Source organism: Pseudomonas delhiensis (assembly GCF_900187975.1).
Taxonomy (GTDB): Bacteria; Pseudomonadota; Gammaproteobacteria; order Pseudomonadales; family Pseudomonadaceae; genus Pseudomonas; species Pseudomonas delhiensis.
Genome location: NZ_FZPC01000008.1, coordinates 75,486 through 100,554 on the forward strand (window position 1 = coordinate 75,486; position 25,069 = coordinate 100,554).

Sequence of the window (25,069 nt, forward strand, 5' to 3'; positions counted from 1 at the left end):
CAAGGCTCAGCGCAACTCGGTGAACGCCAGCTTGACCCCCAGCCCCACCAGCACCACCCCCATCATCCGGTCGAACCAGTGTCCCATGCGGGCGAAGCCGGCGCGCACGCGCTGCTGGCTGAACAGCAGGGCCACGAAGCTGAACCAGGCCGCGGTGGCGCAGGCCAGGTAGACGCCGTAGCCGGCCTGCACCAGCACCGGGGTGTGCGGGTTGATGACCACGGTGAACAACGAGAGGAAGAACAGCGTCGCCTTGGGATTCAGGCCGTTGGTGACGAAGCCGCTGACGAAGGCACCGCGCGGGGTGCGTTCGCTCGGCGCGGCGGCGGCCACGCTGCCGTCGCCGCCGCTCGGTTTGGCCCGCAGGGCCTTGATGCCGATGTAGAACAGGTAGGCCGCGGCCAGCCACTTGAGGGTGTTGAACAGCATGATCGACTGCGAAACGATCAGGCCGATGCCCAGCAGCGAGTAGGTCACGTGGATGGAGATGGCGCAGCCCACCCCCAGCGCCGTCCAGGTGCCGGCGCGGCGGCCGTGGGTCACGCTCTCGCGCACCACCACGGCGAAGTCCGGGCCGGGGCTGGCCACCGCGAGCAGGTGGATCAATGCCACGGTGAGGAATTCCGTCCAGTACATGCAACCTCCGCAGGGGTGTGATTAACGCCGTCAGGCTGGCAACCTTACGCCAGCCCCGCTTCCCGCAAAAGGTACAGCCAGTGATGAACAGCTCCCGCGCCGTGTTCCTCGACACCGCCTCCCTCGACCTCGGCGACCTCGACCTGCAGCCCCTGCACCAGGCCTTCGGCGAACTGCTCCTGCACGCCGCCAGCGCCCCGGGCGAGATCGCCGGGCGCCTGCGCGGCGCCCAGGTCGCCATCACCAACAAGGCGCCGATCGATGCCCGGGCCCTGGCCAGCAACCCGGACCTCAAGCTGATCCTGGTCACCGCCACCGGCACCAACAACATCGACCTGGCCGCCGCCCGCGAACGCGGCATCGCCGTGTGCAACTGCCAGGGCTACGGCACCGCCTCGGTGGCCCAGCACGCCATCGGCCTGCTGCTCGCCCTGGCCACCCGGCTGCCCGACTACCAGGCGGCGGTGCGCGCCGGGCGCTGGCAACAGGCCACCCAGTTCTGCCTGCTGGACTACCCCATCGTCGAGCTGGAGGGCAAGACCCTCGGCCTGCTCGGCCATGGCGAGCTGGGCGGCGCGGTGGGCCGCCTGGCCGAGGCCTTCGGCATGCGCGTGCTGCTCGGCCAGTTGCCCGGCCGGCCGCCGCGCGCCGACCGCCTGGCGCTGGACGAGCTGCTGCCGCAGGTCGACGCCATCAGCCTGCACTGCCCGCTGACCGACCAGACCCGCGGGATGATCGGCCAGCGCGAGCTGGACCTGATGAAGCCCGACGCATTCATCGTCAACACCGCCCGCGGCGGCCTGATCAACGAGCAGGCCCTGGCCGACACCCTGCGCCGCGGCCACCTGGGCGGCGCCGCCACCGACGTGCTCGGCGTCGAGCCGCCCAAGGACGGCAACCCGCTGCTGGCCGGCGACATCCCGCGGCTGATCGTCACCCCGCACAACGCCTGGGGCAGCCGCGAGGCGCGGCAGCGCATCGTCGGCCAGGTGACGGACAACGCCGCGGCCTTCTTCCGCGGCGACAGGCTGCGGCGGGTCGACTGAAGCGCGAAGTGCTAAACTCGCGCCCTTTTTCAGGAGGCCGCATGTCCTACGCCCCCACCAGCGAGGTGCTGCTGCGCCAGATCGAACGTTTCGCCGGCCGCGTGCTGCTGGCCGGCCTGCCCGCCGACGGCCTGCTCGGCGAGCTGCCCCGGGCCCTGGGCTGGAGCTGGCACGCCGGCGAGCAGCGGCTGCTGGACGGCCGCTACCCGGGGCGCTGCCATTTCGGCGTGACGCCGCCAGGCGGCGGGTTCGACGCCGCCGTGCTGTTCCTGCCCAAGTCCCGCGAGCTGACCGACTACCTGCTGGCCGCCCTGGCCAGCCGCGTGCCCGGCGGCCAGCTGTACCTGGTGGGCGAGAAACGCGCCGGCGTCGAACGCGCCGCCAAACAGCTCGGCGCCCTGGCCAAGGCCGCCAAGCTCGACAGCGCGCGGCACTGCCAACTGTGGCACGCCAGCGTCGATGGCGCCCTGCCCTGCCCCGACCTGCACGCCCTGGCCCAGCGCTACAGCCTGGAACTGGCCGACGGCGAACTGCAGGTGGTCACCCTGCCCGGGGTGTTCAGCCACGGCCGCCTGGACCGCGGCAGCGCCCTGCTGCTGGAGCACCTGGACGGCCTGCCCGAAGGCCAGGTGCTGGACTTCGGCTGCGGCGCCGGCGTGCTCGGCGCGGCGCTCAAGCGCCGCTACCCGGCCAGCCGCCTGAGCCTGCTCGACGTCGACGCCTTCGCCCTGGAAAGCAGCCGCCTGACCCTCGCCGCCAACGGCCTGGAAGGCGAGGTGATCGGCGGCGACGGCATCGACGCGGCGCCGGCCGGCCTGGCCGCCATCGTCAGCAACCCGCCCTTCCACCAGGGCGTGCACACCGACTACCAGGCCAGCGAACGCCTGCTGCGCGAAGCCGCGCAGCACCTGCGGCCGGGCGGCGAACTGCGCCTGGTGGCCAACAGCTTCCTCAAGTACCCGCCGCTGATCGAACAGCACCTGGGCCCCTGCCGCAGCCTCGCCGAGGGCGACGGTTTCCGCATCTACAGCGCCCGCCGCCCCTGAGCCCGGGCGCCTCGTCGCAGGCCCACTACACTCCACCAGACCGAAAAGGGCGCGCCCGGCCGGCGCGCCTCACGAGCCGAGGATCGCCGTGAAAAGCACCGTGAAAGAAGCCGAGCTGACCTTCGTGAAGTCGCCGGAAAAGACCCCCGCGCACCTGAAGCGCTCGCTCAAGCCCAGGCACCTGAACATGATCGCCATCGGCGGCTCGATCGGCACCGGGCTGTTCGTCGCCTCCGGCAGCACCGTCGCCACCGCCGGCCCCGGCGGCGCGCTGCTGGCCTACGCGCTGATCGGCCTGATGGTGTTCTTCCTGATGACCAGCCTGGGCGAGATGGCCGCCTACATCCCCGACTCCGGCTCCTTCTCCACCTACGGCAGCCGCTTCATCGACGAAGGCTTCGGCTTCGCCATGGGCTGGAACTACTGGTACAACTGGGCGGTGACCATCGCCGCGGAACTGGTGGCCGCGCAGCTGGTGATGCACTTCTGGTTCCCCGACGTGCCCGGCCTGTACTGGAGCGCGATCTTCCTGGCCATCATGTTCGGCCTCAACTTCTTCTCGGTGAAGGGCTTCGGCGAGAGCGAGTTCTGGTTCGCGCTGATCAAGGTGGTGGCCGTGGTGATCTTCATCGGCATCGGCCTGGCGAGCATCTTCGGCATCATGCACGGCATCGACTCCCCCGGCTTCAGCAACTTCACCACCGGCGATGCGCCCTTCGTCGGCGGCCTGCAGGCCATGGTCGGGGTGGCGATGATCGCCGGCTTCTCGTTCCAGGGCACCGAGCTGATCGGCGTCGCCGCCGGCGAGTCGGAGCACCCGCACAAGTCGATCCCCATCGCCATCCGCCAGGTGTTCTGGCGGATCCTGATGTTCTACATCCTGTCGATCTTCGTCATCGGCATGCTGATCCCCTACACCGATCCGAACCTGCTCAAGACCGACAGCAGCGACATCAGCACCTCGCCCTTCACCCTGCTCTTCGAGCGCGCCGGCCTGGCCGCGGCCGCCGGGGTGATGAACGCGGTGATCCTCTCGGCGATCCTCTCCGCCGGCAACTCGGGGATGTACGCCTCCACCCGCATGCTCTACACCATGGCCCTGCATGGCCAGGCGCCGCGCCTGTTCCGGCAGATCTCGCAGAGCGGCGTGCCGCGCTATGCGCTCTACGCCACCACGCTGATCGGCGGCCTGTGCTTCCTCACCAGCTTCATCGGCGACAAGACCGTCTACACCTGGCTGCTCAACACCTCGGGCATGTGCGGCTTCATCGTCTGGCTGGGCATCGCCATTTCCCACTATCGCTTCCGCAAGGGCTACCTGCTGCAGGGCGGCAGGCTCGACGAGCTGCCCTACCGCGCCAAGTGGTTCCCCTTCGGCCCGCTGTTCGCCTTCGCCCTGTGCCTGGCGATCACCCTCGGGCAGAACTACCAGGCGTTCGTCGGCGAGCACATCGACTGGACCGGGCTGGTCGCCACCTACGTCAGCCTGCCGCTGTTCCTCGCCATCTGGTGGGGCTACCGCCTGAAGAACGGCAGCCGCTTCGTCCGCTACGAGGAGATGGACGTCACCTCCGGCCGCGACGTCGACTGAAAGCCAGGCTTGCCCAAGCCGGACGACTTGGGCAGAATGCGCCCCGTCCTAGGGGAGTAGTCTCCCGCGAGCGGTTCCCACCCTCGCCCGGCACGCGTCAACACACTTGGTCCGCAGACCATGGCGCGTGCGGCCCCAAGGCCCGCAGCAGTCGGGCCCGGGTTTGACAAGACCTATGGCACGAGCGATCCGACCCGGGGTGGGCGGATGGCGCGTGTCATCGGTGATTAGTCGACCCGCCCCCTTAGGAAAGCCTGATGGAATCCCTGTTCGTCCCTATCCTGGTGGTTGCCCTCGCCGAAATCGGCGACAAGACGCAACTGCTGGCGCTCGTCCTCGCCGCCCGCTTCCGCAAGCCCTGGCCGATCATCGCCGGCATCGTCGCCGCCACCCTGGTCAACCACTTCGCCGCCGGCGCCGTGGGCAAATGGGTCTCCACCTTCTTCTCCGAAGCCGCCCTGAGCTGGCTGCTGGCCGCCTCCTTCCTGGCCGTGGCGGCCTGGACCCTGGTGCCGGACAAGCTGGACGACGACGAAGAGGGCGGCCTGAAGAGGTTCGGCCCCTTCCTCACCACGCTGATCGCCTTCTTCCTCGCCGAGATGGGCGACAAGACCCAGGTGGCCACCGTGATGCTGGCCGCGCAGTACCCGCACTTCTGGCTGGTGGTGCTGGGCACCACCATCGGCATGCTGCTGGCCAACGTGCCGGTGGTGCTGGCCGGCAACTTCGCCGCCGAACGCCTGCCGCTGGCGCTGATCCGCCGCCTGGCCGCCTGCGCCTTCGCCGTGCTGGGCCTGGCCGCGGCCTGGCACGCCGCCAAGCTGTCAGGGCTGTTCTGACAGCCGCTTCGGCGTGGCGGCCAATGCCGCCGCCACGCCCCTAACCTACAGTGAGAGCAGTAGGCCCTAGCTGAAGGAAGCAGCCATGACTGACAAGGACCTGAAACGCCTCGCCCGCCAGCACATCGACCTGAGCTGGAACAAGGGCCGCCTCGCCCTGGCCACCCAGCTGCACAGCCCGGACTTCCTCTACAAGAGCAGCTTCTCCGCCCAGCCCCTGGACAGCGCCGGCTACCGGCAGTTGATCGAGGGCATCCGCGCGTCCATGGACGACCTGGAGGTGGTGGTCGAGGAATGCATCGGCGAGGGCCACAAGGTGTTCACCTGGAGCACCCTGGTCGGCACCATCGGCCGCCCCGCCTTCGGCTACCCGGCCAGCGACAAGGTGGTCAGCATCCCCGGCATGGCCCTGTGGGTATTCAACCGCCACGGCAAGCTGCAGGAGCTGTGCACCCTGATCGACATGGAAAGCTTCCGCAGCCAGATGGGCCTGCAGAACCGCCCGCTGGCGGAGCAGGCGTTGCCCTGAGGCAGCGCCCTTCTCTTGTAGGAGCGGACCTTGTCCACGATAGCCGGACGTATCGGCGCGTTTCGCGGATAGGATCCGTGCCTACCCCCCCACCCACGCCATTCCAATGTAGGAGCGCGCCCTGCGCGCGAATCGCGGGCAGGGCCCGCTCCTACAGTTTGCGGTAAGGCACGGAGTCTCCCCGTAGGAGCGGACCTTGTCCGCGATAGCCGGACGTATCGGCGCGTTTCGCGGATAGGATCCGCTCCTACGCCGCCCCACCCACGCCATTCCAATGTAGGAGCGCGCCCTGCGCGCGAATCGCGGGCAGGGCCCGCTCCTACAGTTTGCGGTAAGGCACGGAGTCTCCCCGTAGGAGCGGACCTTGTCCACGATAGCCGGACGTATCGGCGCGTTTCGCGGATAGGATCCGTGCCTACACCCCCCACCCACGCCATTCCAATGTAGGAGCGCGCCCTGCGCGCGAATCGCGGGCAAGGCCCGCTCCTACAGTTTGCGGTAAGGCACGGCATTTCCCGTGCGGACATGGCGCAGTCGGCAAGACTGTTGCGCCTACAGGTACCCGTTGGCGTGGAACCAGTCGATGGCGCGGTGCAGGGTGTCTTCCAGCGGCACGTGGCTTTCGAAGCCGATTTCCTCGCGGGCCTTGCGGCCGTCGAGGAATTGCCCGCCGGCCATCACCTCGATGGCGGTGTCGTCCAGCAGCGGCAGCTTGCCGGTCAGGCGATAGCGCCAGCGGCCCAGGGTGGCCAGCGCGCGGGCGCGGTGCAGCGGCATCGGCTGCGGCGCCGGGCGGCCCAGCAGGCGGGCGATGGTGGCGGTGAGCTCGGCCATCTCCACGTTGTGCCCGGTGAGCAGGTAGCGTTCGCCGATGCGCCCGCGCTCCAGGGTCATCAGCAGGCCGCGCCCCGCCTCGCCGGCGTCGATCACGTTGCGCCGGCCCGGCACGTAGTGGGACATCTCGCCGCGGCCGATGGCGGTGATCAGGCGCCCGGTGGTCGGCCCCATGTCCAGCTCGCCGAGCACCATGCCGGGAATCCCGATCACCACCGGCAGGCCGCCGCGGGCCTGTTCGCGGGCCTGTTCGTCCAGCGCCCACTTGCACATCACGTAGGCACTCTTGCCGGTGGGCAGGCTCTCGTAGAACAGCCCCTCGTGGCCGGGCAGCCCCTGAGGGTGCATGGGCATGGCGAAGGCCGAGCCGACGTAGAGGATGCGCGGCACCTTGTTGTGCTGGCAGGCCGCGTAGAAGTGGTTGGTCTGGTCCAGGGCGCTGGCCACCTCCTCCTGCCAGCGGCGCGGCCGCTGCGGGTAGTAGCCGGCGCTGAAGATCACCGCGTCCAGCCCGCTCAGGGCGCGCTCCAGCCCCTTGTAGTCGAACAGTTCGGCGACCCGGCATTCCGGCTCCAGGTAGGCCAGGCGCTGGATCTGCGAGGACGGACGGTGGATCAGCACCAGTTGGTGGCCGGCGGCCTTGATGGCGCGCGCGGCATGATGGCCGAGGAGCCCGGTGGCTCCGAGTACTGCGATTTTCACTGGCGCTCCCTGGTGATGGTCGAACCGGCCCGCGACCGGGCCGCCTGCAACGGATCGGGCAGGCCGATCCTCCCGCGCTTCACTTGCCGGCCTTGGCCTGCTCGTACAGCGGCATCACCTTGGGAATCGCGGCCTGCAGGTTAGCCATGCGGGTGGCGTCCGCCGGGTGGGTGCTGAGCAGCTCCGGCGGCTTCTCGCCGCCGGCCTGGCCCATCTTCTCCCACAGGGTCAGCGCGGCATTGGGGTTATAGCCGCCACGGGCCGCCAGCTCCAGGCCGATGAGGTCGGCCTCGTTCTCGTTCTGCCGGCTGTTGGGCAGGGTCATCAGGTACTCGACGCCGGTATTGGCCAGTTGCAGGCTGTCCTGGCCCAGGCCCGCCAGCCCCCCCAGCTGGGTAGCCATCTGCACGCCATAGGCCTTGGACATCGCCTCGCGGCCATGCTCGCGCAGGGCGTGGGCGATCTCGTGGCCCATCACCGCGGCGATCTCGTCGTCGGTGAGCTTCAGCTGGTCGATCAGGCCGCTGTAGAAGATGATCTTGCCGCCGGGGCCGCAGTTGGCGTTGAGCTCGTCGCTCTTGATCACGTTGACCTGCCAGTCCCAGCCCGGGGCGTCCTGGCGGAACGCGCCGGTCTGCGGGATCAGCCGCGCGGCGATGGCCTTGACGCGCTTGGCGTCGCTGCTGTCGTTATCCAGCTTGCCCGCGGAAGTCGCGTCGGTGAGGGTCTTCTGGTACGACTGCGAGTACATCTGGTCGACCTGCTGGCTCGACAGCATGCTGAACATGTACTGCTTGCGCTCGACGCCGACGGCGCCGCCGCTGGTGGTGTTCACCTGTTGGCAGCCGGCCAGCAGCAGGGCCGCGGCCAGGCCGGCGAAACGGAATACGCTGGACATGATGCTCTCCTGAAGCATTGCATTCTCCCTTGGACAGCGCGCAATGGTAGGCCGCCCCCCGATGGCCGGCAACCGCTGTGCGAGGGAGACGACACAAGGGCGTTACAACCCATTACAAGGCATTTCCTAAGGAAACGCTGAAGTCCTGCCGATACAGCGGAACAGGCTGTCCCTGGTACGCGGGTATTTCGTCATGAAGTTCAAGTCGATCCAGTTTTCCGTGGTGGCGCTGGCGGGGGCCAGCGTGCTGGCTGTGGTGGCGGCGCTGGTGCTGTATGCCCTGTTCGCCGGCGGGCGCACCCAGACGCTGGTGCAGGAACGCACCCAGGCGCTGCTGGAGAAGGTCATCAACGAACGCCTGGTGGCCCTGGCGCGCGCCCAGGCCAGCCAGATCCAGCGCGAACTGGAATACCCGCTGACGGTGGTCAAGGGCCTGGCCCAGGCCAACATGCTGATGGACGGCAAGGACGCCGAAGGCAAGCCGCTGCTGGGCATCAGCCGTGGCGAGATGTCCAACCTGCTGCGCCAGACGGTGCAGCAGAACCCCAAGCTGCTGGACGCCTTCGCCGGCTGGGAACCCGGCGCCTTCGCCGGCCCCGACAGCCTCTACGCCGGGCAGACCGGCGCCGGCTACGACGCCAGCGGGCGCTTCATGCCCTGGTGGTACCGCAAGGCCGACGGCAGCCTCACCGTGGAAGCCATGGGCGACACCCTGGAAAGCCAGAAGGTGCTGCCCACCGGCGTGCGCGAGGGCGAGTACTACCTGTGCCCGAAGGAACGCCACAAGCCCTGCGTGATCGACCCGGCGCCCTATGAGATGGGCGGCAGGATGGTGCTGATGTCGTCGTTCAACGCGCCCATCCTGGTCGACGGCCAGTTCCGCGGCGCGGTGGGCGCCGACCTGTCCCTGGACTTCATCCAGGACCTGCTCAAGGCCGCCGACGCCACCCTCTACGACGGCGCCGGCGAGCTGGCGCTGATATCCGCCAACGGCCGCCTGGTGGCCTACACCAAGGACGCCGGCAAGCTCGGCGAACCGGCCGACAAGGTACTCGACGCCTCCCAGGCCGCCAGCCTCGGCAAGCTGCAGGGCGAGCAGCCGCTGTACCAGCAGGACGAAGCCCGCGATACCATCGCCGTGTTCCTGCCCTTCGCCATCGGCGACACCGGCACGCGCTGGACGCTGATGCTGGAAATCCCGCGGCAGGCCGTGTTCGGCGAACTCAAGCAACTGCAGGGCGCGCTCAAGGCGCAGAGCGATTCCGACACCCTGGGCATGACCCTGGTCGGCCTGCTCATCGCCGCCGGCGGCCTGCTGGTGATCTGGCTGGTGGGCCACGGCATCGCCCGCCCGCTGCGCCAACTGGTGGGCATGCTCGACGACATCGCCCAGGGCGAAGGCGACCTCACCCGCCGCCTCGCCAGCGAGCGCGCCGACGAACTGGGCGCCATCGCCCGCGGCTTCAACACCTTCCTCGGCAAGCTGCAGGGCATGATCGGCCAGGTGGTGACCTCGGTGCAGCACGTCAGCGACTCCTCCGAGCACACCGCGGACATCGCCATCCGCACCAACCAGGGCGTGCAGAAGCAGCTGGCGGAGATCGAGCTGGTGGCCACCGCCGTCCACGAGATGACCGCCACCGCCCAGGACGTGGCGCGCAACGCCACCCACGCGGCGGAAGCGGCCAGCCACGCCGACCAGGCCGCGCACCAGGGCAGGCAGATCGTCGAAAGCAGCTCCGCGGCCATCCAGGCCCTGGCCACCGAGATCGGCCGCGCGGTCGGCGTGGTGCAGTCGCTGGCCCGCGACAGCGAGAACATCAACGCCATCCTGGTGGCCATCCGCGGCATCGCCGAGCAGACCAACCTGCTGGCGCTCAACGCCGCCATCGAGGCGGCGCGGGCTGGCGAGCAGGGCCGCGGCTTCGCCGTGGTGGCCGACGAGGTGCGCAACCTGGCGCAGAAGACCCAGCAGGCCACCCAGGAAATCCAGACGATGATCCAGCAACTGCAGAACGGCACCCGCGAAGTGGTGCAGGTGATGCAGCAGAGCCAGGAGAAGACCGACGACAGCGTGCGCCACGCCCACGAGGCCGCCCAGGCGCTGGAGTCGATCACCCAGGCGGTATCGGTGATCAACGACATGAACACCCAGATCGCCAGCGCCGCCGAGGAACAGAGCGCGGTGGCCGAGGACATCAACCGCAACGTCGCCAACATCGGCCTGGTCGCCAACCAGGTGGCCGGCGGCGCCGACGAGGCCTCCCAGGCCAGCGCCGAGCTGACCAGGCTGGCCGAGCAGCAGCGGCGGCTGGTGAATCAGTTCAAGGTCTAGAGCCCCTCACGCCAACCCTCTCCCGCAAGCGGGAGAGGGGGCTGTCCCGAGTGGCCTGGAGGCCAGGCATCGTCCTCACACCACGCACGCGCTAACGGCATGCGCGTAGGGCGCATAACGCCTACGGCGTTATCCGCCATTTTCGCCGGGCACCGGCATTCCGGGCCAACGGCGGATAACCGCGAACGGTTATTCGCCCTACGAACCAGGTGCCGGGCCCAAGAACCCCTCTCCCGCAAGCGGGAGAGGGGCTGTCCCGAGTGGCCTGGAAGCCAGGCATCGTCCTCACACCACGCACGCGCTAACGGCATGCGCGTAGGGCGCATAACGCCTACGGCGTTATCCGCCGTTTTTTGCCTCACAACGGCTCCGGCAGCCGCTCGCACAACCGCGCCAGCGCCAGCGCCCAGGCCTGCTGGTCGTTCAGGCAGGGGATCAGCACCAGCTCCTCGCCGCCGGCGGCGATGAACTGTTCGCGGCCGCGCTGGCCGATTTCCTCCAGGGTCTCGATGCAGTCGGCGACGAAGGCCGGGCACATCACCAGCAGGCGCTTCACGCCCTGCTTCGCCAGGACCTCCAGCTGCGCATCGGTGTAGGGGCCGATCCACTTGGCGCGGCCCAGGCGCGACTGGAACGACACCGACCAGCGGCCCTTCTCCAGGCCCGCGTTCTCGGCGAACAGCTCCGCGGTGCGCAGGCACTGGCTGCGGTAGCACAGCGCCAGGACTTCCGGGCGCACGTGGCGGCTGTCGGCGGCGTCGAGGTCATGGTTGCGGTCGCCCACCAGCTTGCGGATGTGCCGCTCGGGCAGGCCGTGGAAGCTCAGCAGCAGGTGGTCGTAGGGCTGCTCCAGGTAGGGCTGCACGCTGGTCAGCAGCGCCTGCTGGTATTCCGGCTCGGCATAGAACGGCGGCAACACCAGCAGGTGCATGCCGTGCAGGCCGAGCTGGCGGATCAGCCGGCGGGTCTCCTCGATGACGGTGGTGGTGGTGCTGTCGGCGAACTGCGGGTACAGCGGCGCCAGGGTCACCCGGCGCACGCCCTGCTCGTAGAGGTCCAGCAGGGCGTTCTCGATGGACGGCTGGCCGTAGCGCATGGCCAGCGCCACCGGGCCGTGCGGCCAGTACTTGCGCATGACCTGCTGCAGGCGGCGGCTGATCACCACCAGCGGCGAGCCCTGGTCCCACCAGATGGAGGCATAGGCATGCGCCGACTCCTCCGGGCGCTTGCGCAGGATCAGCGACACCAGCAGGCGCCGCGCCGGCCAGGGCAGGTCGACGACGTACGGGTCCATGAGGAACTGGTCCAGGTAGCGGCGCACATCGGCCACCTCCGTCGAGGCCGGCGAGCCCAGGTTGACCAGCAGCAGGGCGTTGAGGGTCATGCAGCATCCTTAGTGACGGTGGGCGGCGGCCGCCGGGCGATGCGCGAGGACATCGGCGAGGGCGGCCGGCAGATCGTTGTAGCGGAACACGAAGCCGGCTTCCAGCAGGCGCCGGGGCTCCACGCGCTGGCCGCCGAGCAACAGCAGCGACAGCTCGCCGAGCAGGGTGCGCAGGGCGAAGGCCGGCACGCCCAGCAGGGTCGGGCGGTGCAGGGCCTGCCCCAGCGCCCGGGTGAAATCGCGGTTGCGCACCGGCTGCGGCGCGCAGGCATTATACGGACCGCTGGCATCGCTTCGCTGCAAGAGAAAATCGATCAGGCCGATCATGTCCTCGATGTGCACCCAGGACATCCATTGCCGGCCGTTGCCCAGTTGGCCGCCCAGGCCGAAGCGGAAGGCCGGCAGCAGGCGGGCGAGGAAGCCCCCCTCCGGCGCCAGCACCAGCCCGGTGCGCAGGCGCACCACGCGGATGCCGAGGCCCTCGGCCTGCAGGGCGATCTGCTCCCAGGCCAGGCACAGCTCGCTGGCGAAATCCTCGCCGGCCGCCGCGCTGCCCTCGTCCAGCGGCCGCTCGCCGGCATCGCCGTACCAGCCCACCGCCGAGCCGCTGATCAGCACCGACGGCCGCTGCTTGCGCCCCTCCAGCCACTCCACCAGGCGCTCGCTGAGGCGTACCCTGCTGTCCCACAGCAGCGCCTTGCGCCTTGCCGTCCAGGGCCGCTCGGCGATGGGCTCGCCGGCCAGGTTGACCACCGCGTCGACCGGCTCGTCGCCCACCGCCTCGAAGCTGGAAACGCCCCGCACCTCGCTGCCGCAGAGGTCGGCGACGCGCTCCGGGCGGCGGCTCAGCACCGTCAGCCGATGGCCGGCGGCGCTCCAGTGGCGGCACAGGCGGCGGCCGATCAGGCCGGTACCGCCGGTAATGAAGATGTGCATCTGAACCTCCTTGCGCTGAACTCCCACACCTACCATCAGTCTGGACGAGGGAACGGCGCTTGCATTGCCGCACCCGTCCGAGTGTGGCGAACGTCTACGCTGTAAATGCCGGAACCGATACGCGACGTCCCCGAAGGAATGGCCACGAAGCGTGGACGGAATTCCGCCCGACCGTTCGAACGGCGACCGAACAACTATACAAATAAAACCGATTGTACAAGGTTGTTCGACTCGCTAACCTGAACACAACAACCTACGAGGCATGTCATGAGCGCCCCCATTGCCATCATTGGCACCGGAATCGCCGGACTCTCAGCCGCCCACGCCCTGCTCGACGCGGGACAGGAAGTCCAGCTCTTCGACAAGGGCCACGGCAGCGGCGGCCGCATGGCGAGCAAGCGCAGCGACGCTGGCGCGCTCGACCTCGGCGCCCAGTACTTCACCGCCCGCGACCGCCGCTTCCTCGACGCCATCCAGCACTGGCGCGACGCCGGCTGGGTCGCCGAGTGGGACCCGGCCCTGTACCAGTACCGCGACGGCATGCTCAGCCCGTCGCCGGACGAGCAGCCGCGCTGGGTCGGCACGCCGCGCATGAGCGCCATCACCCGTGCGCTGCTGCAGGGCCTGCAGGTCACCTTCTCCTGCCGCATCACCGAAGTCTTCCGCGGCGAGCAGCACTGGCACCTGCAGGACTCCGAAGGCTGCAACCACGGCCCGTTCAGCCACGTCCTGGTCGCCACCCCGGCGCCCCAGGCCGCGGCGCTGCTGGCCGGCGCGCCCAAGCTGGCGGCGGCGGCGGCGAGCATCGCCATGGAGCCGACCTGGGCCGTGGCCCTGGGCTTTGCCGAACCCCTGCAGACGCCGGTGCAGGGCTGCTTCGTCCAGGAAGGCCCGCTGACCTGGATGGCCAGCAACCGCTGCAAGCCCGGCCGCGACGAGCACATGGACACCTGGGTACTGCACGCCAGCAGCAGCTGGAGCCGGCAGAACATCGACAAGCCCAAGGAAACGGTCATCGAGCACCTGCTGGGCACCTTCGCCGAAATGATCGGCTGCGCGGTGCCGGCGCCAGTGTTCGCCCTGGCCCACCGCTGGCTCTATGCCCGGCCGCTGGAAGCACACCAGCTGGGCGCGCTGGCCGACGCCGACCTGGGCATCTACGCCTGCGGCGACTGGTGCCTTTCCGGCCGCGTCGAGGGCGCCTGGCTGAGCGGCCTGGAAGCGGCCCGCCGGCTGCTGCAGCACCTCTGAGCCCGACGGCGCCCGCCAGGGCGCCGCACCCTGTACAAGCAATTTGCCGCTGTACAACTCCCGGCCTATGCTGAAAAATAGTTGTACACGTGAAGCCTACTTGTACAGGGCCAGACCATGTCCACTTCCCCTCCCCGGCCCAGGCTCGGCATCAGCGCCTGCCTGCTCGGCGCGAACGTCCGCTACGACGGCGGGCACAAGGCTTCGCGCCTGTGCCTGGAGGACCTTGCCCGGCATTTCGATTTCGTCCCGCTGTGCCCGGAAGTCGCCATCGGCCTGGGCGTGCCGCGCCCGACCCTGCGCCTGGTCGGCGAAGCCGCCCGGCCGCGCGCCGTGGACAGCCGCGATGCGACCCTGGACCACAGTGCGGCATTGCGTCGCCATGGCGCGGAGCAGGCCGGCCAGTTGGACGAACTGGGCGGCTTCATCTTCATGCAGAAGTCCCCCTCCTGCGGCCTGCACCGCGTCAAGCTCTACCCCGACGACGGCCAGCCGCCCCTGGCGATTGCCCGCGGCCTGTTCGCCGAAGCCTTCTGCGCCGCCCGCCCCGAGCTGCCGGTGGAAGAGGAAGGCCGCCTGCACGATCCCCGCCTGCGCGAGAACTTCGTCACCCGCGTCTACGCCCATCTCGACTGGCTCGCCCTGTGCCGCGCCGGGCTGACGCACAAGGCGATCCTCGATTTCCACTCGCGCTACAAGTACCAGCTGCTCGCCCACCACCCGCGCCTGTACGCCGAGCTGGGCCGCCATCTGGCGGATATCGGCCGGCACCCGGCGGAGCATTTCGGCCCGCTGTACTACCGCACCTTCAGCCAGGCGCTGGGCCACTGCGCCAGCCGCGGCAGCCACAGCAACGTGCTGCAGCACCTGGCCGGCTACCTCAAGCGCGCCCTGGCGGCGGACGACCGCGCCGAACTGCAGCGGCTGATCGAGCAGTACCGCCACGGCGACGTGCCGCTGGTGGAGCCCCTGGCGCTGCTCAAGCACCACTTCCGCCGCCACCCGCACCCCTACATCGCCCGCCAGGCGTACCTGCAACCCCACCCCGAGTCCCTGGGTCTACGCAATGCCATCTGAACGAAGCGACACCCTTCCCGACGATTATCGCCAGGCGCTGGCCGCCGGCTGGCTGCCCATCAGCGAAGTGGCGCGGCGCACCGGGGTGAACCCGGTGACGCTGCGCGCCTGGGAGCGCCGCTACGGGCTGGTCGTCCCCCAGCGCACCGCCAAGGGTCACCGCCTGTACTCCACCGAGCAGTTGGAGCGCATCCGCCACGTCCTCACCTGGCTGGAGCGCGGCGTGGCGGTGGGCAAGGTGCGCGACCTGCTCGACGAACCGCCACGGGCGGCGGCCGCAACCCATTCGCCCTGGGACGACCTGCGCCAGCAGGCGCTGGGCGCCATCGCCCGGCTCGACGAACAGCGCCTGGACGAGCTGTTCAACGGCGCCCTGTCGATCTACCCGGCGCAGACGCTGTGCGAGCACCTGATGCTGCCGCTGCAGCGCGACCTCCAGCAGCGCTGGCAGGGCCAGTTCGGCAGCGGCCTGGAGCGCCTGCTCTACCATTCCTGGCTGCGCAGCAAGCTCGGCGGCCGCCTGTACCACTACAACCGCCAGCAGCAGGGGCGGCCACTGCTGCTGGCGAACCAGTCGGAGCACCCGCGGGAGACCGGCCACTGGCTGTGCGCCTGGCTGGCCAGCGCCGCCGGCTGCCCGGTGCAGGTGTTCGACGGCCCGCTGTCCTGCGCCGAGATCGCCCTGGTCGAACAGCGCCTGAACCCGCGCGCCCTGCTCCTCTACTCCGACCAGAGCCTGAGCCCGACGCACCTGGCGCGCCTGCTCGACGGCTGCATCTGCCCCACCCTGCTGGTGGGCGCCAGCGTGAACATCCACGCGCGGGAGCTGGCCGACCTGCAGCGCGGCAGCCACCCGGGGCTGCACCTGGCGCAGGACCCGCTGCAGGCGCGCGCCACCCTGCAGGCGCTGGGCCTGCTCAACGGCGGGGGCGGCGAATGAGGCGCCAACTGCTCTGGCTGCGCAGCGACCTGCGCGTGCACGACAACACCGCCCTGGCCGCCGCGGCGCAGGCCGGCCCGGTCATCGCCTGCTACCTGCTAAGCCCCGGCCAGTGGCGCGCCCACGACGACTCGCCGAACAAGGTCGACTTCTGGTTGCGCAACCTGCAGGCGCTGCGGCACGACCTGGCGCGGCTGAACATCCCGCTGCTGTTGCGCGAGGCGGATACCTGGGGCCAGGCTTCCGAAGTCCTGCTGCAGCTGTGCCAAACGCTGGGCATCGCCGCGGTACGGGTGAACGAGGAATACGGCCTCCACGAAAGCCGCCGCGACGAGGCGGTGAAGCGGCGCCTGGCCGAAGCCGGGGTGGGCTTCCACAGCCACCTGGACCAGTTGTTCTTCGCCCCCGGCAGCCTGCTCACCCGCGGCGGCACCTACTTCCAGGTCTTCAGCCAGTTCCGCAAGCTCTGCTACCAGCGCCTGGCCAGCGCCCTGCCCGCCTGCCTGCCGGCGCCGCCAGCGCAGGCGCCACTGGACGTGGCCAGCGACCCCGTGCCCGAGGAACTGCCCGGCTTCGCGCCCAGCGCCGCCCAGGCACGGGAGTTCTGGCCCGCCGGGGAAAAGGCCGCCGGCGAGCGCCTGGCCGGCTTCGCCGAGGACGACCTGGCGCACTACCACGAACGACGCGACCGCCCGGACCTGGACGGCACCAGCCAGCTCTCCGCCTACCTGGCCGCCGGCGTGCTCTCGCCGCGCCAGTGCCTGCACGCGGCACTGGCGAACAACCGCGGCGAGTTCGAGAGCGGCGGCCCGGGCCCCGTGGCCTGGATCAACGAGCTGCTCTGGCGCGAGTTCTACAAGCACATCCTGGTCGGCTTCCCGCAGGTCAGCCGCGGCCGCGCCTTCCGCGCGCAGACCGAGGCGCTGCCCTGGCGCCACGCGCCGGCGGACCTGGAGGCCTGGCAGCAGGGGCGTACCGGCTTCCCCATCATCGATGCGGCGATGCGCCAGTTGCTGGCCACCGGCTGGATGCACAACCGCCTGCGCATGCTCACGGCCATGTTCCTCAGCAAGAACCTGCTGATCGACTGGCGCGAAGGCGAACGCTGGTTCATGCGCCACCTGGTCGACGGCGACCTGGCGGCGAACAACGGCGGCTGGCAATGGAGCGCCTCCACCGGCACCGACGCCGCGCCCTACTTCCGCCTGTTCAACCCGCTGGCACAGTCGCGCCGCTTCGATCCCCACGGGCGCTTCCTGCGCCAGTGGCTGCCGGAGCTGGCGCAACTGGACGGCGAAAGCCTGCACGAACCATCGCGCCTGGGACTGTTCGGCGCCCCCGGATACCCAGCGCCGATGCTCGACCTGGCAGCCAGCCGCGAGCGGGTGCTGGAGGCTTTCCGCAATCTGCCGGGGGCTGAATCCGCCCAGGCGAGCACGGCTTCTCGTAGGAGCGAGGGAGACGCCTAGTTCTTGCTCGCGAATGAGCCCCGCAGCGGAGTCTGTTCGCGAGCAAGCTCGCTCCTACGAAGAGCACCCCGGATGCGGTGCTACCCGCTCCTACATGGGAACGACGTGGGCGAGACGTCGGAGCGGATCTCATCCGCGAATCGTGCCGGGTTATCCGCCGTCGGCCGGAACACTAATGTCCGCCCTACGGATTTCCGGAGAATGGCTCGTAAACCCAGGGCATGAAAAAACCGGCCACCTGGGCCGGTTTTTTCGTACAGCAAAACTCTTACAGCGGATGGCTGTAGAACAGGCTGTAGGACTCGATGCCGTCGTTGGGCATCGACAGCCCGGCATTCGAGTAGTGGATGGCGCGGATGCCCACCGACTGGCCGCCGACGAACTTCAGGCCGAAGCCCAGGCGGTCCTCGAAGGCGAAGGCGCTGCCCAGGTCATGGTCGCCGACCTCGGAGCCGCTGAAGCCGGCGACGCCGATGCCGGCCTCGATGAAGGGCTTCACGCTGTCGCCGTTGAACTGGTAGACGAACACCGGCGAGAAGGACAGCGAATAACGGGCACCCGCGCGGTCGCCGGCGCCCCAGTAGGTGACGCCGGTGTCCCAGTAGCCGGTCAGGTGGCCGGTACTGCTTTGCCACCAGGTCTTGTCCCAATCGAAACTCGCGCCCAGGCGCAGGGTCATGTCACCCTGGCCGGTGGCACCTGCCGCGGCGGTCAGATTCGCCGCCTGCGCTGCGCCGGCTGCACCCACCATCATGATTGCGGCCAAGGCGGCCTGCGAGAGTAGCTTCTTCATCGAAAGATCCTTATGGATAAGCTGAATGAAAAATCCCCGCGAATAGCTAACGATTATAAGGCGAATTGCCAGATCAGGCCTGGGAATTGTCAGCAGATTGTTACGCCTCTTCAGAATCTGCTTTGCTCAATCGGCAAAAAATCTGACCGATCCATCAAGGCCCCACAACACCGGCAACACCCTTTCGAACATCTCGACCGCCCCGCTGGTGAAGAAGTGCGTTTTTTTTGCCGGCCCCAGTGCCTGCAGGCCACGGCTGGCCAGCGATGCCTGCAGGTGGCGGGCCACGGCGGCGCCGGTGTCGATCAGCGATACCCCGCTGGGCAGCATCCGGCCCAGCAGCGGGCGCAGGAAGGGGTAATGGGTGCAGCCGAGGATCAGGGTGTCGCAGCCCTCGGCCAGCAGCGGCTCGACGAAGCCCTGGAGCAGTTCGCGGGTCTGCGGCCCGTCCAGGTCGCCGGCCTCGATGCGCTCGACCAGCCCCGGGCAGGGCTGGGTGATTACCCGCACGTCGCTGGCGAAGCGGTCGAGCAGCGCGGCGAAGCGCGCGCTCTTCAAGGTGCCGGTGGTGGCCAGCACGCCGACCACGCCGCTGCGGGTCGCCGCCGCGGCCGGCTTCACCGCCGGTTCCATGGCCAGGATCGGCAGTTGTGGATAACGCTCCCGCAGGTCGGAGGCGGCCGCCGCGGTGGCGGTGTTGCAGGCCAGCACCAGGGCCTTGCAGTCCTGGGCGATGAGGAATTCGGCGATGCGCCGGCAGCGCTCGCGGATGTATTCCGGGGTTTTCTCGCCGTAGGGCACGTGGCCGCAGTCGGCCAGGTACACCAGCGATTCGCCGGGCAGCCGCGCGCGGATCTCGCGCAGCACCGAAAGGCCGCCGACGCCGGAGTCGAAGACGCCTATCGGCCGCTCGTCAGCCATGCGTTACGCCGCAGACCGAGCACTGCGGGTCGCGCTTCACGCGCAGCTCGCGGAAGCGCGTGCCCAAGGCATCCACCAGCAGCAGGCGGCCCACCAGCGGCTCGCCGAAGCCGGCCAGCAGCTTCAGCGCCTCCAGCGCCTGCAGGCTGCCCACCAGGCCCACCAGCGGCCCGGCCACGCCGGCCTCGCTGCAGGTCAGCTCGGCTTCGCTGCCATGGCCGTAGAGGCAGTGGTAGCAGGGGCTGTCGTCGCGGCGCGGGTCGAACACCGAGAGCTGGCCTTCCAGGCGGATGGCCGCGCCGCTGACCAGCGGCTTGCCGGCGGCGACGCAGGCGGCGTTGACCGCCTCGCGGGTGGAGAAGTTGTCGCAGCAGTCCAGCACCAGGTCGACCTGGGCCAGCACCGCGGCCAGGGAATCCCCGTCCAGCGCCTGGCGGTGCGGCACCAGCTTCACCTGCGGGTTGATGGCGGCCAGGCGGGCCATGGCCGAGTCCACCTTGCTGCGCCCGACCTGGGTGCTGTCGTGCACCACCTGGCGCTGCAGGTTGGTCACGTCGACGCTGTCGAAGTCGGCCAGGTGCAGCTCGCCGACGCCGGCCGCGGCCAGGTACAGCGCCACCGGCGAGCCCAGGCCGCCGAGGCCGACGATCAGCGCGCGGGCGTTCTTCAGGCGCAGCTGGCCGTCGATGTCGATCTGCGGCAGGAGGATCTGCCGGCTGTAGCGCAGCAGTTCTTCGTCGTTCAACATGGCAGGCGCCCCAGGCTGATGCGTTCATGGCCGCCGAGGTCGCGGCGGCTTTCCACCTCGCGGAAACCGTTGCCCAGCAGCAGGTCGCGCACCGCCGGGCCCTGGTCGTAGCCGTGCTCCAGCAGCAGCCAGCCGCCCGGTTCCAGGAAGCGCGGGGCCTGGCCGACGATCAGGCGGATGTCGTCGAGGCCGTCGGCGCCGGCCACCAGCGCGCTCTTCGGCTCGAAGCGCACGTCGCCCTGCTGCAGGTGCGGGTCGCTGCCGGGGATGTACGGCGGGTTGCCGACGATCAGGGCGAAGCGCTCGCCTTCCAGGGCGGAGAACCAGTGGCTCTGGCGGAAGCCGACGTTGGCCAGGCGCAGGCGCTCGCGGTTGCGCTCGGCCAGGGCCACGGCCTCGGGAATGCGGTCGACGCCGGTGACCTGCCAGCTCAGGCGCTCGCAGGCCAGGGCCAGGGCGATGGCGCCGGTGCCGGTGCCCAGGTCGAGCACCCGCGCCGGGCTGGCCGGCACCAGTTGCAGGGCGGCTTCCACCAGCAGCTCGGTGTCCGGCCGCGGGATCAGGGTGTGCGGCGCCACTTCCAGGTCCAGGCTCCAGAAGCCCTGGCGGCCAAGGATGTAGGCCACCGGTTCGCCGGCGCGGCGGCGCGCCAGCCAGCCTTCGAAGCGCTCACGCACCTCGCGGTCGACCACCCGCTCCGGCCAGGTGCGCAGGAAGCTGCGCGGCTTGCCCAGGGCGGCGGCCAGCAGCAGCTCGGCGTCCAGGCGCGCGCTGGGCGAGTCGGGCAATTGCGCTTCGGCGAGCAGGGTCATGATGGTGGCCATGGCGCCTCAATCTCCCAGGGCGGCCAACTGGTCGGCCTGGTATTCCTGCAACAGCGGCTCGATCACCTGTTCCACTTCGCCCTCCATGACTTCGCCCAGGGAGTACAGGGTGAGGTTGATGCGGTGGTCGGTGACCCGCCCCTGCGGGAAATTGTAGGTGCGAATGCGCTCGGAGCGGTCGCCCGAGCCCACCAGCAGCTTGCGGGTGCTGGCGATGGCCTGCTGCGCCGCGGCCTGCTGCTGGTCGTTGAGCTTGGCCGCCAGCCAGGCCATGGCCTTGGCGCGGTTCTTGTGCTGCGAACGCTCTTCCTGGCACTCCACCACGATGCCCGAGGGGATGTGGGTGATGCGCACGGCCGAGTCGGTCTTGTTCACGTGCTGGCCGCCGGCGCCGGAGGAGCGGTAGGTGTCTACCCGCAGGTCGGCCGGGTTGATCTCGATGGCCGCCTGCTCGTCGGGTTCCGGCAGCACCGCCACGGTGCAGGCGGAGGTGTGGATGCGACCCTGGGACTCGGTCGCCGGCACGCGCTGCACGCGGTGCGCGCCGGATTCGAACTTGAGCTTGGCGTAGACGCTGTCGCCCTCGACGCGGGCGATCACTTCCTTGTAGCCGCCGTGCTCGCCCTCGTTCTCCGAGAGCACCTCGACGCGCCAGCCCTGGCGCTCGGCATAGCGCGAGTACATGCGGAACAGGTCGCCGGAGAAGATCGCCGCCTCGTCGCCGCCGGTGCCGGCGCGGATTTCCAGGAACACGTTGCGCCCGTCGTTCGGGTCCCTGGGCAGCAGCATGCGCTGCAGGCGGTCTTCCAGCTCGGCCAGGGAGGCCCTGGCGCTGGCGACCTCTTCCTCGGCCATCTCGCGCAGGTCCGGGTCACTGTCCTTGAGCAGCGCCTGGGCGCCCTCGAGGTCGGCCTGGGTCTTGCGGAAGTCGCGGAACGCCAGGATCACCGGTTCGACTTCGGCGAACTCGCGGGAATAGGCGCGGAACTTGGTCTGGTCGCTGATCACCTCGGCGTCGCCGAGCAGAGCGGTGAGCTCCTCGTAGCGGTCGCTGAGGTTGTCCAGCTTGGTCAGCAGGGAGGCTTTCATCGCTTCTCAGTGCCCTCCTCGAGGGCGAACAGTTCCTGCGCCAGGGCCAGCGCATCGATGCGGCCCTCGGCGGAGAGTTTCTTCATCTGCACGCTGGGCGCGTGCAGCAGCTTGTTGGTCAGGCCGCGGGCCAGCTGGGCGAGGATGTCGCCGGGGTCGCCGCCGTTGGCCAGCAGGCGCTGGGCCTTCTGCAGTTCCTCGTCGCGCAGGCGCTCGGCCTGCTGGCGGTAGGCGCGCAGCACGTCCACCGCGGCCAGCTCGCGCAGGCGCTGCATGAACTCGACGACGCCCTCGCCGACCAGTTCCTCGGCGGCCTGGGCCGCGCCCTGGCGGCTCTTGAGGTTCTCGGCGACCACTTCGTGGAGGTCGTCGACGCTATAGAGGTAGACGTCGTCCAGCTCGCCGACTTCCGGCTCGATATCGCGCGGCACGGCGATGTCGACCATGAACATCGGCTTGTGCCGGCGCTGCTTGAGCGCCCGCTCCACCGCGCCCTTGCCGAGGATCGGCAACTGGCTGGCGGTGGAGCTGATGACGATGTCGCTGTGCGCCAGGTGCTCGGGCATGTCCGCCAGCAGGATGGCCTCGGCGCCCAGCTCCTGGGCCAGCAGGCTGGCGCGTTCGAGGGTGCGGTTGGCCACCACGATGCGCTTCACGCCCTGCTCGTGCAGGTGGCGGGCGACCAGGGTGATGGTCTCGCCGGCGCCGATCAGCAGCGCCTGGCTGCGGTGCAGGTCGCTGAAGATCTGCCGCGCCAGGCTGACCGCGGCGAAGGCCACCGACACCGGGTTCTCGCCGATGGCGGTGTCGGTGCGCACGGTCTTGGCGGTGCTGAAGGTGGCCTGGAACAGGCGACCGAGCATCGGGCCTATGGTGCCGGCCTCGCGGGCCACGGCGTAGGCGGACTTCATCTGGCCGAGGATCTGCGGCTCGCCCAGCACCATGGAGTCCAGGCCGGCGGCCACGCGCATCATGTGGCGCACCGCGTCCTCGTCCTCGTGCACGTAGGCGCAGCTGCGCAGCTCGTCCAGGCTCAGGCGGTGGTAGTCGGCCAGCCAGGCCAGCACGTCCTCGGCCTCCGGGTGCTCCAGCTCCAGGTAGAGTTCGCTGCGGTTGCAGGTGGAAAGGATCGCCGCCTCGCGGCTGGCGGTCAGCCGGCAGAGCAACTGCAGGGCCTCGACCATCTGCCCGGGCGTGAACGCCACGCGCTCACGGACGGCCACCGAAGCTGTCTTGTGGTTGATGCCAAGGGCAATGAAGGCCATGCGGGATCGCTGAGGTAATTCGGGAAGCCCGCAATTGTCCTACGTCGACCGGTAGAGGACAACCACCGCAATACAAGCAGTCGATCTGTGCGTCTATGCTGGGTTTTGGCTGCCCCCACCCCATGGGCTTGCCGAATGGCTTATGTCATGATGGGGCACAACCCGCCGTCCAGGTCCCTCTCTTTCGTCTATGAACAAATCCCTAGCGCTGCTGACCGCCCTGTTGCTGCTCGGTGGCTGCCAATCCATGCTGCACAAGGAACCGGCGCCGAAGCCGGCCAAGGACAGTGCGGCCAGCGCGGAGAAGGGCCGCAAGTACGGTTCCTTCAGCGAGGACACCCTGTATTCCCTGCTGGTGGCGGAGATCGCCGGCCAGCGCAACCGCTTCGACATCGCCCTGGCCAACTACGTCGACCAGGCCAGGCAGACCCAGGACCCGGGCGTGGCCGAGCGCGCCTTCCGCATCGCCGAGTACCTGGGCGCCGACCAGGAAGCCCTGGACACCTCGCTGATTTGGGCCAAGGCCGCCCCCGACGACCTCGACGCGCAGCGCGCCGCCGCCCTGCAGCTGGCGCGCACCGGCCAGTACGACGAATCCATGGTGTACATGGAGAAGGTCCTCAACGGCCAGGGCGACACCCACTTCGACTTCCTCGCCCTGTCCGCCGCGGAAACCGACGCCGACACCCGCGCCGGCCTGCTGCAGAGCTTCGACCGCCTGCTGAAGAAGTACCCCGACAACGGCCAGCTGCTGTTCGGCAAGGCCCTGCTGCTGCAGCAGGACGGCCGCCCGCAGGAGGCCCTGGGCCTGCTGGAGAGCAAGCCGGCCAGCCGCCATGACGTGGCCCCCATGCTGCTGCGCGCGCGCCTGCTGCAGAGCATGAAGCGCAGCGACGAGGCCCTGCCGCTGCTCAAGGCCGGCATCAAGGAGCACCCGGACGACAAGCGCGTACGCCTGGCCTACGCCCGCCTGCTGGTGGAGCAGAACCGCCTGGACGACGCCAAGGCCGAGTTCTCCGCCCTGGTGCAGCAGTTCCCCGACGACGACGACCTGCGCTTCTCCCTGGCCCTGGTGTGCCTGGAAGCCCAGGCCTGGAACGAGGCCAAGGTCTACCTGCAGGAACTGGTCGAGCGCGACAGCCACACCGACGCCGCGCACTTCAACCTCGGCCGCCTCGCCGAGGAGCAGAAGGACCCGGAGACCGCGCTCAAGGAATACGCCCAGGTCGGCCCGGGCAACGACTTCCTCCCGGCGCAGCTTCGCCAGAGCGAGATCCTCATGGACTCCGGGCGCAGCGCGGAAGCCTCGCGGCGCCTGGCCGAGGCCCGCGAGCGCCAGCCCGACTACGCCATCCAGCTGTACCTGATCGAGGCCGAGGGCCTGTCCAACCGCAACCAGGCCGACCGCGCCTGGCAGGTCATCGAGCAGGGCACCAAGCAGTTCCCCGACGACCTCAACCTGCTCTACACCCGCTCCATGCTGGCGGAGAAGCGCGACGACCTGGTGCAGATGGAGAAGGACCTGCGCCTGATCATCCAGCGCGAGCCGGACAACGCCATGGCGCTCAACGCCCTGGGCTACACCCTGGCCGACCGCACCACGCGCTACGACGAGGCCCGCGAGCTGATCCAGAAGGCCCACCAGTTGAACCCGGACGACCCGGCCATCCTCGACAGCCTGGGCTGGGTCAACTACCGCCTGGGCAACCTGGACCAGGCCGAGACCTACCTGCGCCAGGCCCTGGAGAAATTCCCCGACCACGAAGTGGCCGCGCACCTGGGCGAAGTGCTCTGGGCCCGCGGCAAGCAGCGCGAGGCCCGCGAAGTCTGGAGCGCCGCCCTGCAGAACCAGCCCGATAGCCCGGTGCTGCGCGACACCCTGCTGCGCCTGACCGGGTCCAAGACCCCCTGAGATT

22 protein-coding genes and 1 riboswitch are annotated in these 25,069 nt (G+C 69.5%); of the genes, 11 read left to right on the forward strand and 11 right to left on the reverse strand.

The window, feature by feature from the left end; translation table 11 throughout:
• Window positions 1-6: 6 nt before the first annotated feature.
• Window positions 7-636, reverse strand: a complete 630-nt coding sequence (locus tag CHC02_RS09050; RefSeq protein WP_089391148.1) for a LysE family translocator — start codon at window positions 634-636, stop codon at window positions 7-9.
• Window positions 637-719: 83 nt separating this feature from the next.
• On the opposite strand from CHC02_RS09050, the gene CHC02_RS09055 reads away from it, so the two are divergent.
• The 5 genes from CHC02_RS09055 to CHC02_RS09075 all read left to right on the forward strand — a co-directional run bounded on the left by CHC02_RS09055 (window position 720) and on the right by CHC02_RS09075 (window position 5,687).
• A complete protein-coding gene (locus CHC02_RS09055) occupies window positions 720-1,682 on the forward strand; it encodes a 2-hydroxyacid dehydrogenase (protein WP_425262378.1) in 963 nt (320 codons plus the stop codon).
• A 41-nt stretch (window positions 1,683-1,723) separates the two neighbouring features.
• Window positions 1,724-2,728 carry a methyltransferase gene (locus tag CHC02_RS09060; protein ID WP_089391150.1) on the forward strand — a complete coding sequence of 335 codons (1,005 nt, stop codon included), beginning with the start codon at window positions 1,724-1,726 and terminating at the stop codon, window positions 2,726-2,728.
• 124 nt (window positions 2,729-2,852) lie between these two features.
• Complete coding sequence (locus tag CHC02_RS09065) at window positions 2,853-4,319, forward strand: amino acid permease (protein WP_089391254.1); 1,467 nt, start codon at window positions 2,853-2,855, stop codon at window positions 4,317-4,319.
• Between the two features lie 39 nt (window positions 4,320-4,358).
• A riboswitch (yybP-ykoY riboswitch) is annotated at window positions 4,359-4,499 on the forward strand.
• Between the two features lie 77 nt (window positions 4,500-4,576).
• Complete coding sequence (locus tag CHC02_RS09070; RefSeq protein ID WP_089391151.1) at window positions 4,577-5,158, forward strand: TMEM165/GDT1 family protein; 582 nt, start codon at window positions 4,577-4,579, stop codon at window positions 5,156-5,158.
• An 85-nt stretch (window positions 5,159-5,243) separates the two neighbouring features.
• On the forward strand, window positions 5,244-5,687 hold the full coding sequence (locus CHC02_RS09075) for a ketosteroid isomerase-related protein (RefSeq protein ID WP_089391152.1): 444 nt from the start codon (window positions 5,244-5,246) through the stop codon (window positions 5,685-5,687).
• A 552-nt stretch (window positions 5,688-6,239) separates the two neighbouring features.
• On the opposite strand, the gene CHC02_RS09080 is transcribed toward CHC02_RS09075, so the two are convergent.
• A complete protein-coding gene (locus CHC02_RS09080) occupies window positions 6,240-7,223 on the reverse strand; it encodes an NAD-dependent epimerase/dehydratase family protein (RefSeq protein WP_089391153.1) in 984 nt (327 codons plus the stop codon).
• 79 nt (window positions 7,224-7,302) lie between these two features.
• Window positions 7,303-8,121: a M48 family metallopeptidase gene (locus CHC02_RS09085; protein WP_089391154.1), complete on the reverse strand. Its 819-nt coding sequence runs from the start codon at window positions 8,119-8,121 to the stop codon at window positions 7,303-7,305.
• A gap of 193 nt (window positions 8,122-8,314) precedes the next feature.
• Here CHC02_RS09085 and CHC02_RS09090 point away from each other — a divergent pair, with 193 nt between their 5' ends.
• The gene (locus CHC02_RS09090; RefSeq protein ID WP_089391155.1) at window positions 8,315-10,456 is read left to right on the forward strand and encodes a methyl-accepting chemotaxis protein; all 2,142 of its coding nucleotides are present in this window, start codon (window positions 8,315-8,317) and stop codon (window positions 10,454-10,456) included.
• 358 nt (window positions 10,457-10,814) lie between these two features.
• Here CHC02_RS09090 and hemH read toward each other — a convergent pair whose 3' ends face one another.
• Both hemH and CHC02_RS09100 read right to left on the reverse strand, forming a co-directional pair.
• A complete protein-coding gene (gene hemH, locus CHC02_RS09095) occupies window positions 10,815-11,840 on the reverse strand; it encodes a ferrochelatase (RefSeq protein WP_089391156.1) in 1,026 nt (341 codons plus the stop codon).
• 9 nt (window positions 11,841-11,849) lie between these two features.
• Complete coding sequence (locus CHC02_RS09100) at window positions 11,850-12,776, reverse strand: TIGR01777 family oxidoreductase (RefSeq protein WP_089391157.1); 927 nt, start codon at window positions 12,774-12,776, stop codon at window positions 11,850-11,852.
• Window positions 12,777-13,043: 267 nt separating this feature from the next.
• Between CHC02_RS09100 and CHC02_RS09105 the strand changes: the two genes are divergently transcribed.
• The 4 genes from CHC02_RS09105 to phrB all read left to right on the forward strand — a co-directional run bounded on the left by CHC02_RS09105 (window position 13,044) and on the right by phrB (window position 17,513).
• Window positions 13,044-14,027, forward strand: a complete 984-nt coding sequence (locus CHC02_RS09105) for an NAD(P)/FAD-dependent oxidoreductase (RefSeq protein WP_089391158.1) — start codon at window positions 13,044-13,046, stop codon at window positions 14,025-14,027.
• 117 nt (window positions 14,028-14,144) lie between these two features.
• A complete protein-coding gene (locus CHC02_RS09110) occupies window positions 14,145-15,104 on the forward strand; it encodes a YbgA family protein (RefSeq protein ID WP_089391159.1) in 960 nt (319 codons plus the stop codon).
• Complete coding sequence (locus tag CHC02_RS09115; RefSeq protein ID WP_089391160.1) at window positions 15,094-16,044, forward strand: MerR family transcriptional regulator; 951 nt, start codon at window positions 15,094-15,096, stop codon at window positions 16,042-16,044. The genes CHC02_RS09110 and CHC02_RS09115 overlap by 11 nt, the downstream gene beginning before the upstream one ends.
• Window positions 16,041-17,513 (forward strand): deoxyribodipyrimidine photo-lyase, encoded by a 1,473-nt coding sequence (phrB, locus tag CHC02_RS09120; protein ID WP_089391161.1) that lies wholly within the window; start codon window positions 16,041-16,043, stop codon window positions 17,511-17,513. The genes CHC02_RS09115 and phrB overlap by 4 nt, the downstream gene beginning before the upstream one ends.
• A gap of 268 nt (window positions 17,514-17,781) precedes the next feature.
• Here phrB and CHC02_RS09125 read toward each other — a convergent pair whose 3' ends face one another.
• From CHC02_RS09125 to hemA, 6 genes are all read right to left on the reverse strand, one after another.
• Entirely contained in the window at window positions 17,782-18,306 is a 525-nt protein-coding gene (locus tag CHC02_RS09125; RefSeq protein WP_089391162.1) for an acyloxyacyl hydrolase, read from the reverse strand.
• 126 nt (window positions 18,307-18,432) lie between these two features.
• Window positions 18,433-19,227: a glutamate racemase gene (gene murI, locus CHC02_RS09130; protein ID WP_089391163.1), complete on the reverse strand. Its 795-nt coding sequence runs from the start codon at window positions 19,225-19,227 to the stop codon at window positions 18,433-18,435.
• Window positions 19,220-19,975: a molybdopterin-synthase adenylyltransferase MoeB gene (locus CHC02_RS09135; protein WP_089391164.1), complete on the reverse strand. Its 756-nt coding sequence runs from the start codon at window positions 19,973-19,975 to the stop codon at window positions 19,220-19,222. Before CHC02_RS09135 ends, murI begins: the two co-directional genes overlap by 8 nt.
• The gene (gene prmC, locus CHC02_RS09140) at window positions 19,969-20,799 is read right to left on the reverse strand and encodes a peptide chain release factor N(5)-glutamine methyltransferase (protein ID WP_089391165.1); all 831 of its coding nucleotides are present in this window, start codon (window positions 20,797-20,799) and stop codon (window positions 19,969-19,971) included. The genes CHC02_RS09135 and prmC overlap by 7 nt, the downstream gene beginning before the upstream one ends.
• Before the next feature lie 6 nt (window positions 20,800-20,805).
• Window positions 20,806-21,888, reverse strand: a complete 1,083-nt coding sequence (prfA, locus tag CHC02_RS09145) for a peptide chain release factor 1 (protein WP_089391166.1) — start codon at window positions 21,886-21,888, stop codon at window positions 20,806-20,808.
• Window positions 21,885-23,153, reverse strand: a complete 1,269-nt coding sequence (gene hemA / locus CHC02_RS09150; RefSeq protein WP_089391167.1) for a glutamyl-tRNA reductase — start codon at window positions 23,151-23,153, stop codon at window positions 21,885-21,887. The genes prfA and hemA overlap by 4 nt, the downstream gene beginning before the upstream one ends.
• Before the next feature lie 190 nt (window positions 23,154-23,343).
• On the opposite strand from hemA, the gene CHC02_RS09155 reads away from it, so the two are divergent.
• On the forward strand, window positions 23,344-25,065 hold the full coding sequence (locus CHC02_RS09155; protein ID WP_089391168.1) for a tetratricopeptide repeat protein: 1,722 nt from the start codon (window positions 23,344-23,346) through the stop codon (window positions 25,063-25,065).
• Window positions 25,066-25,069 lie beyond the last annotated feature (4 nt).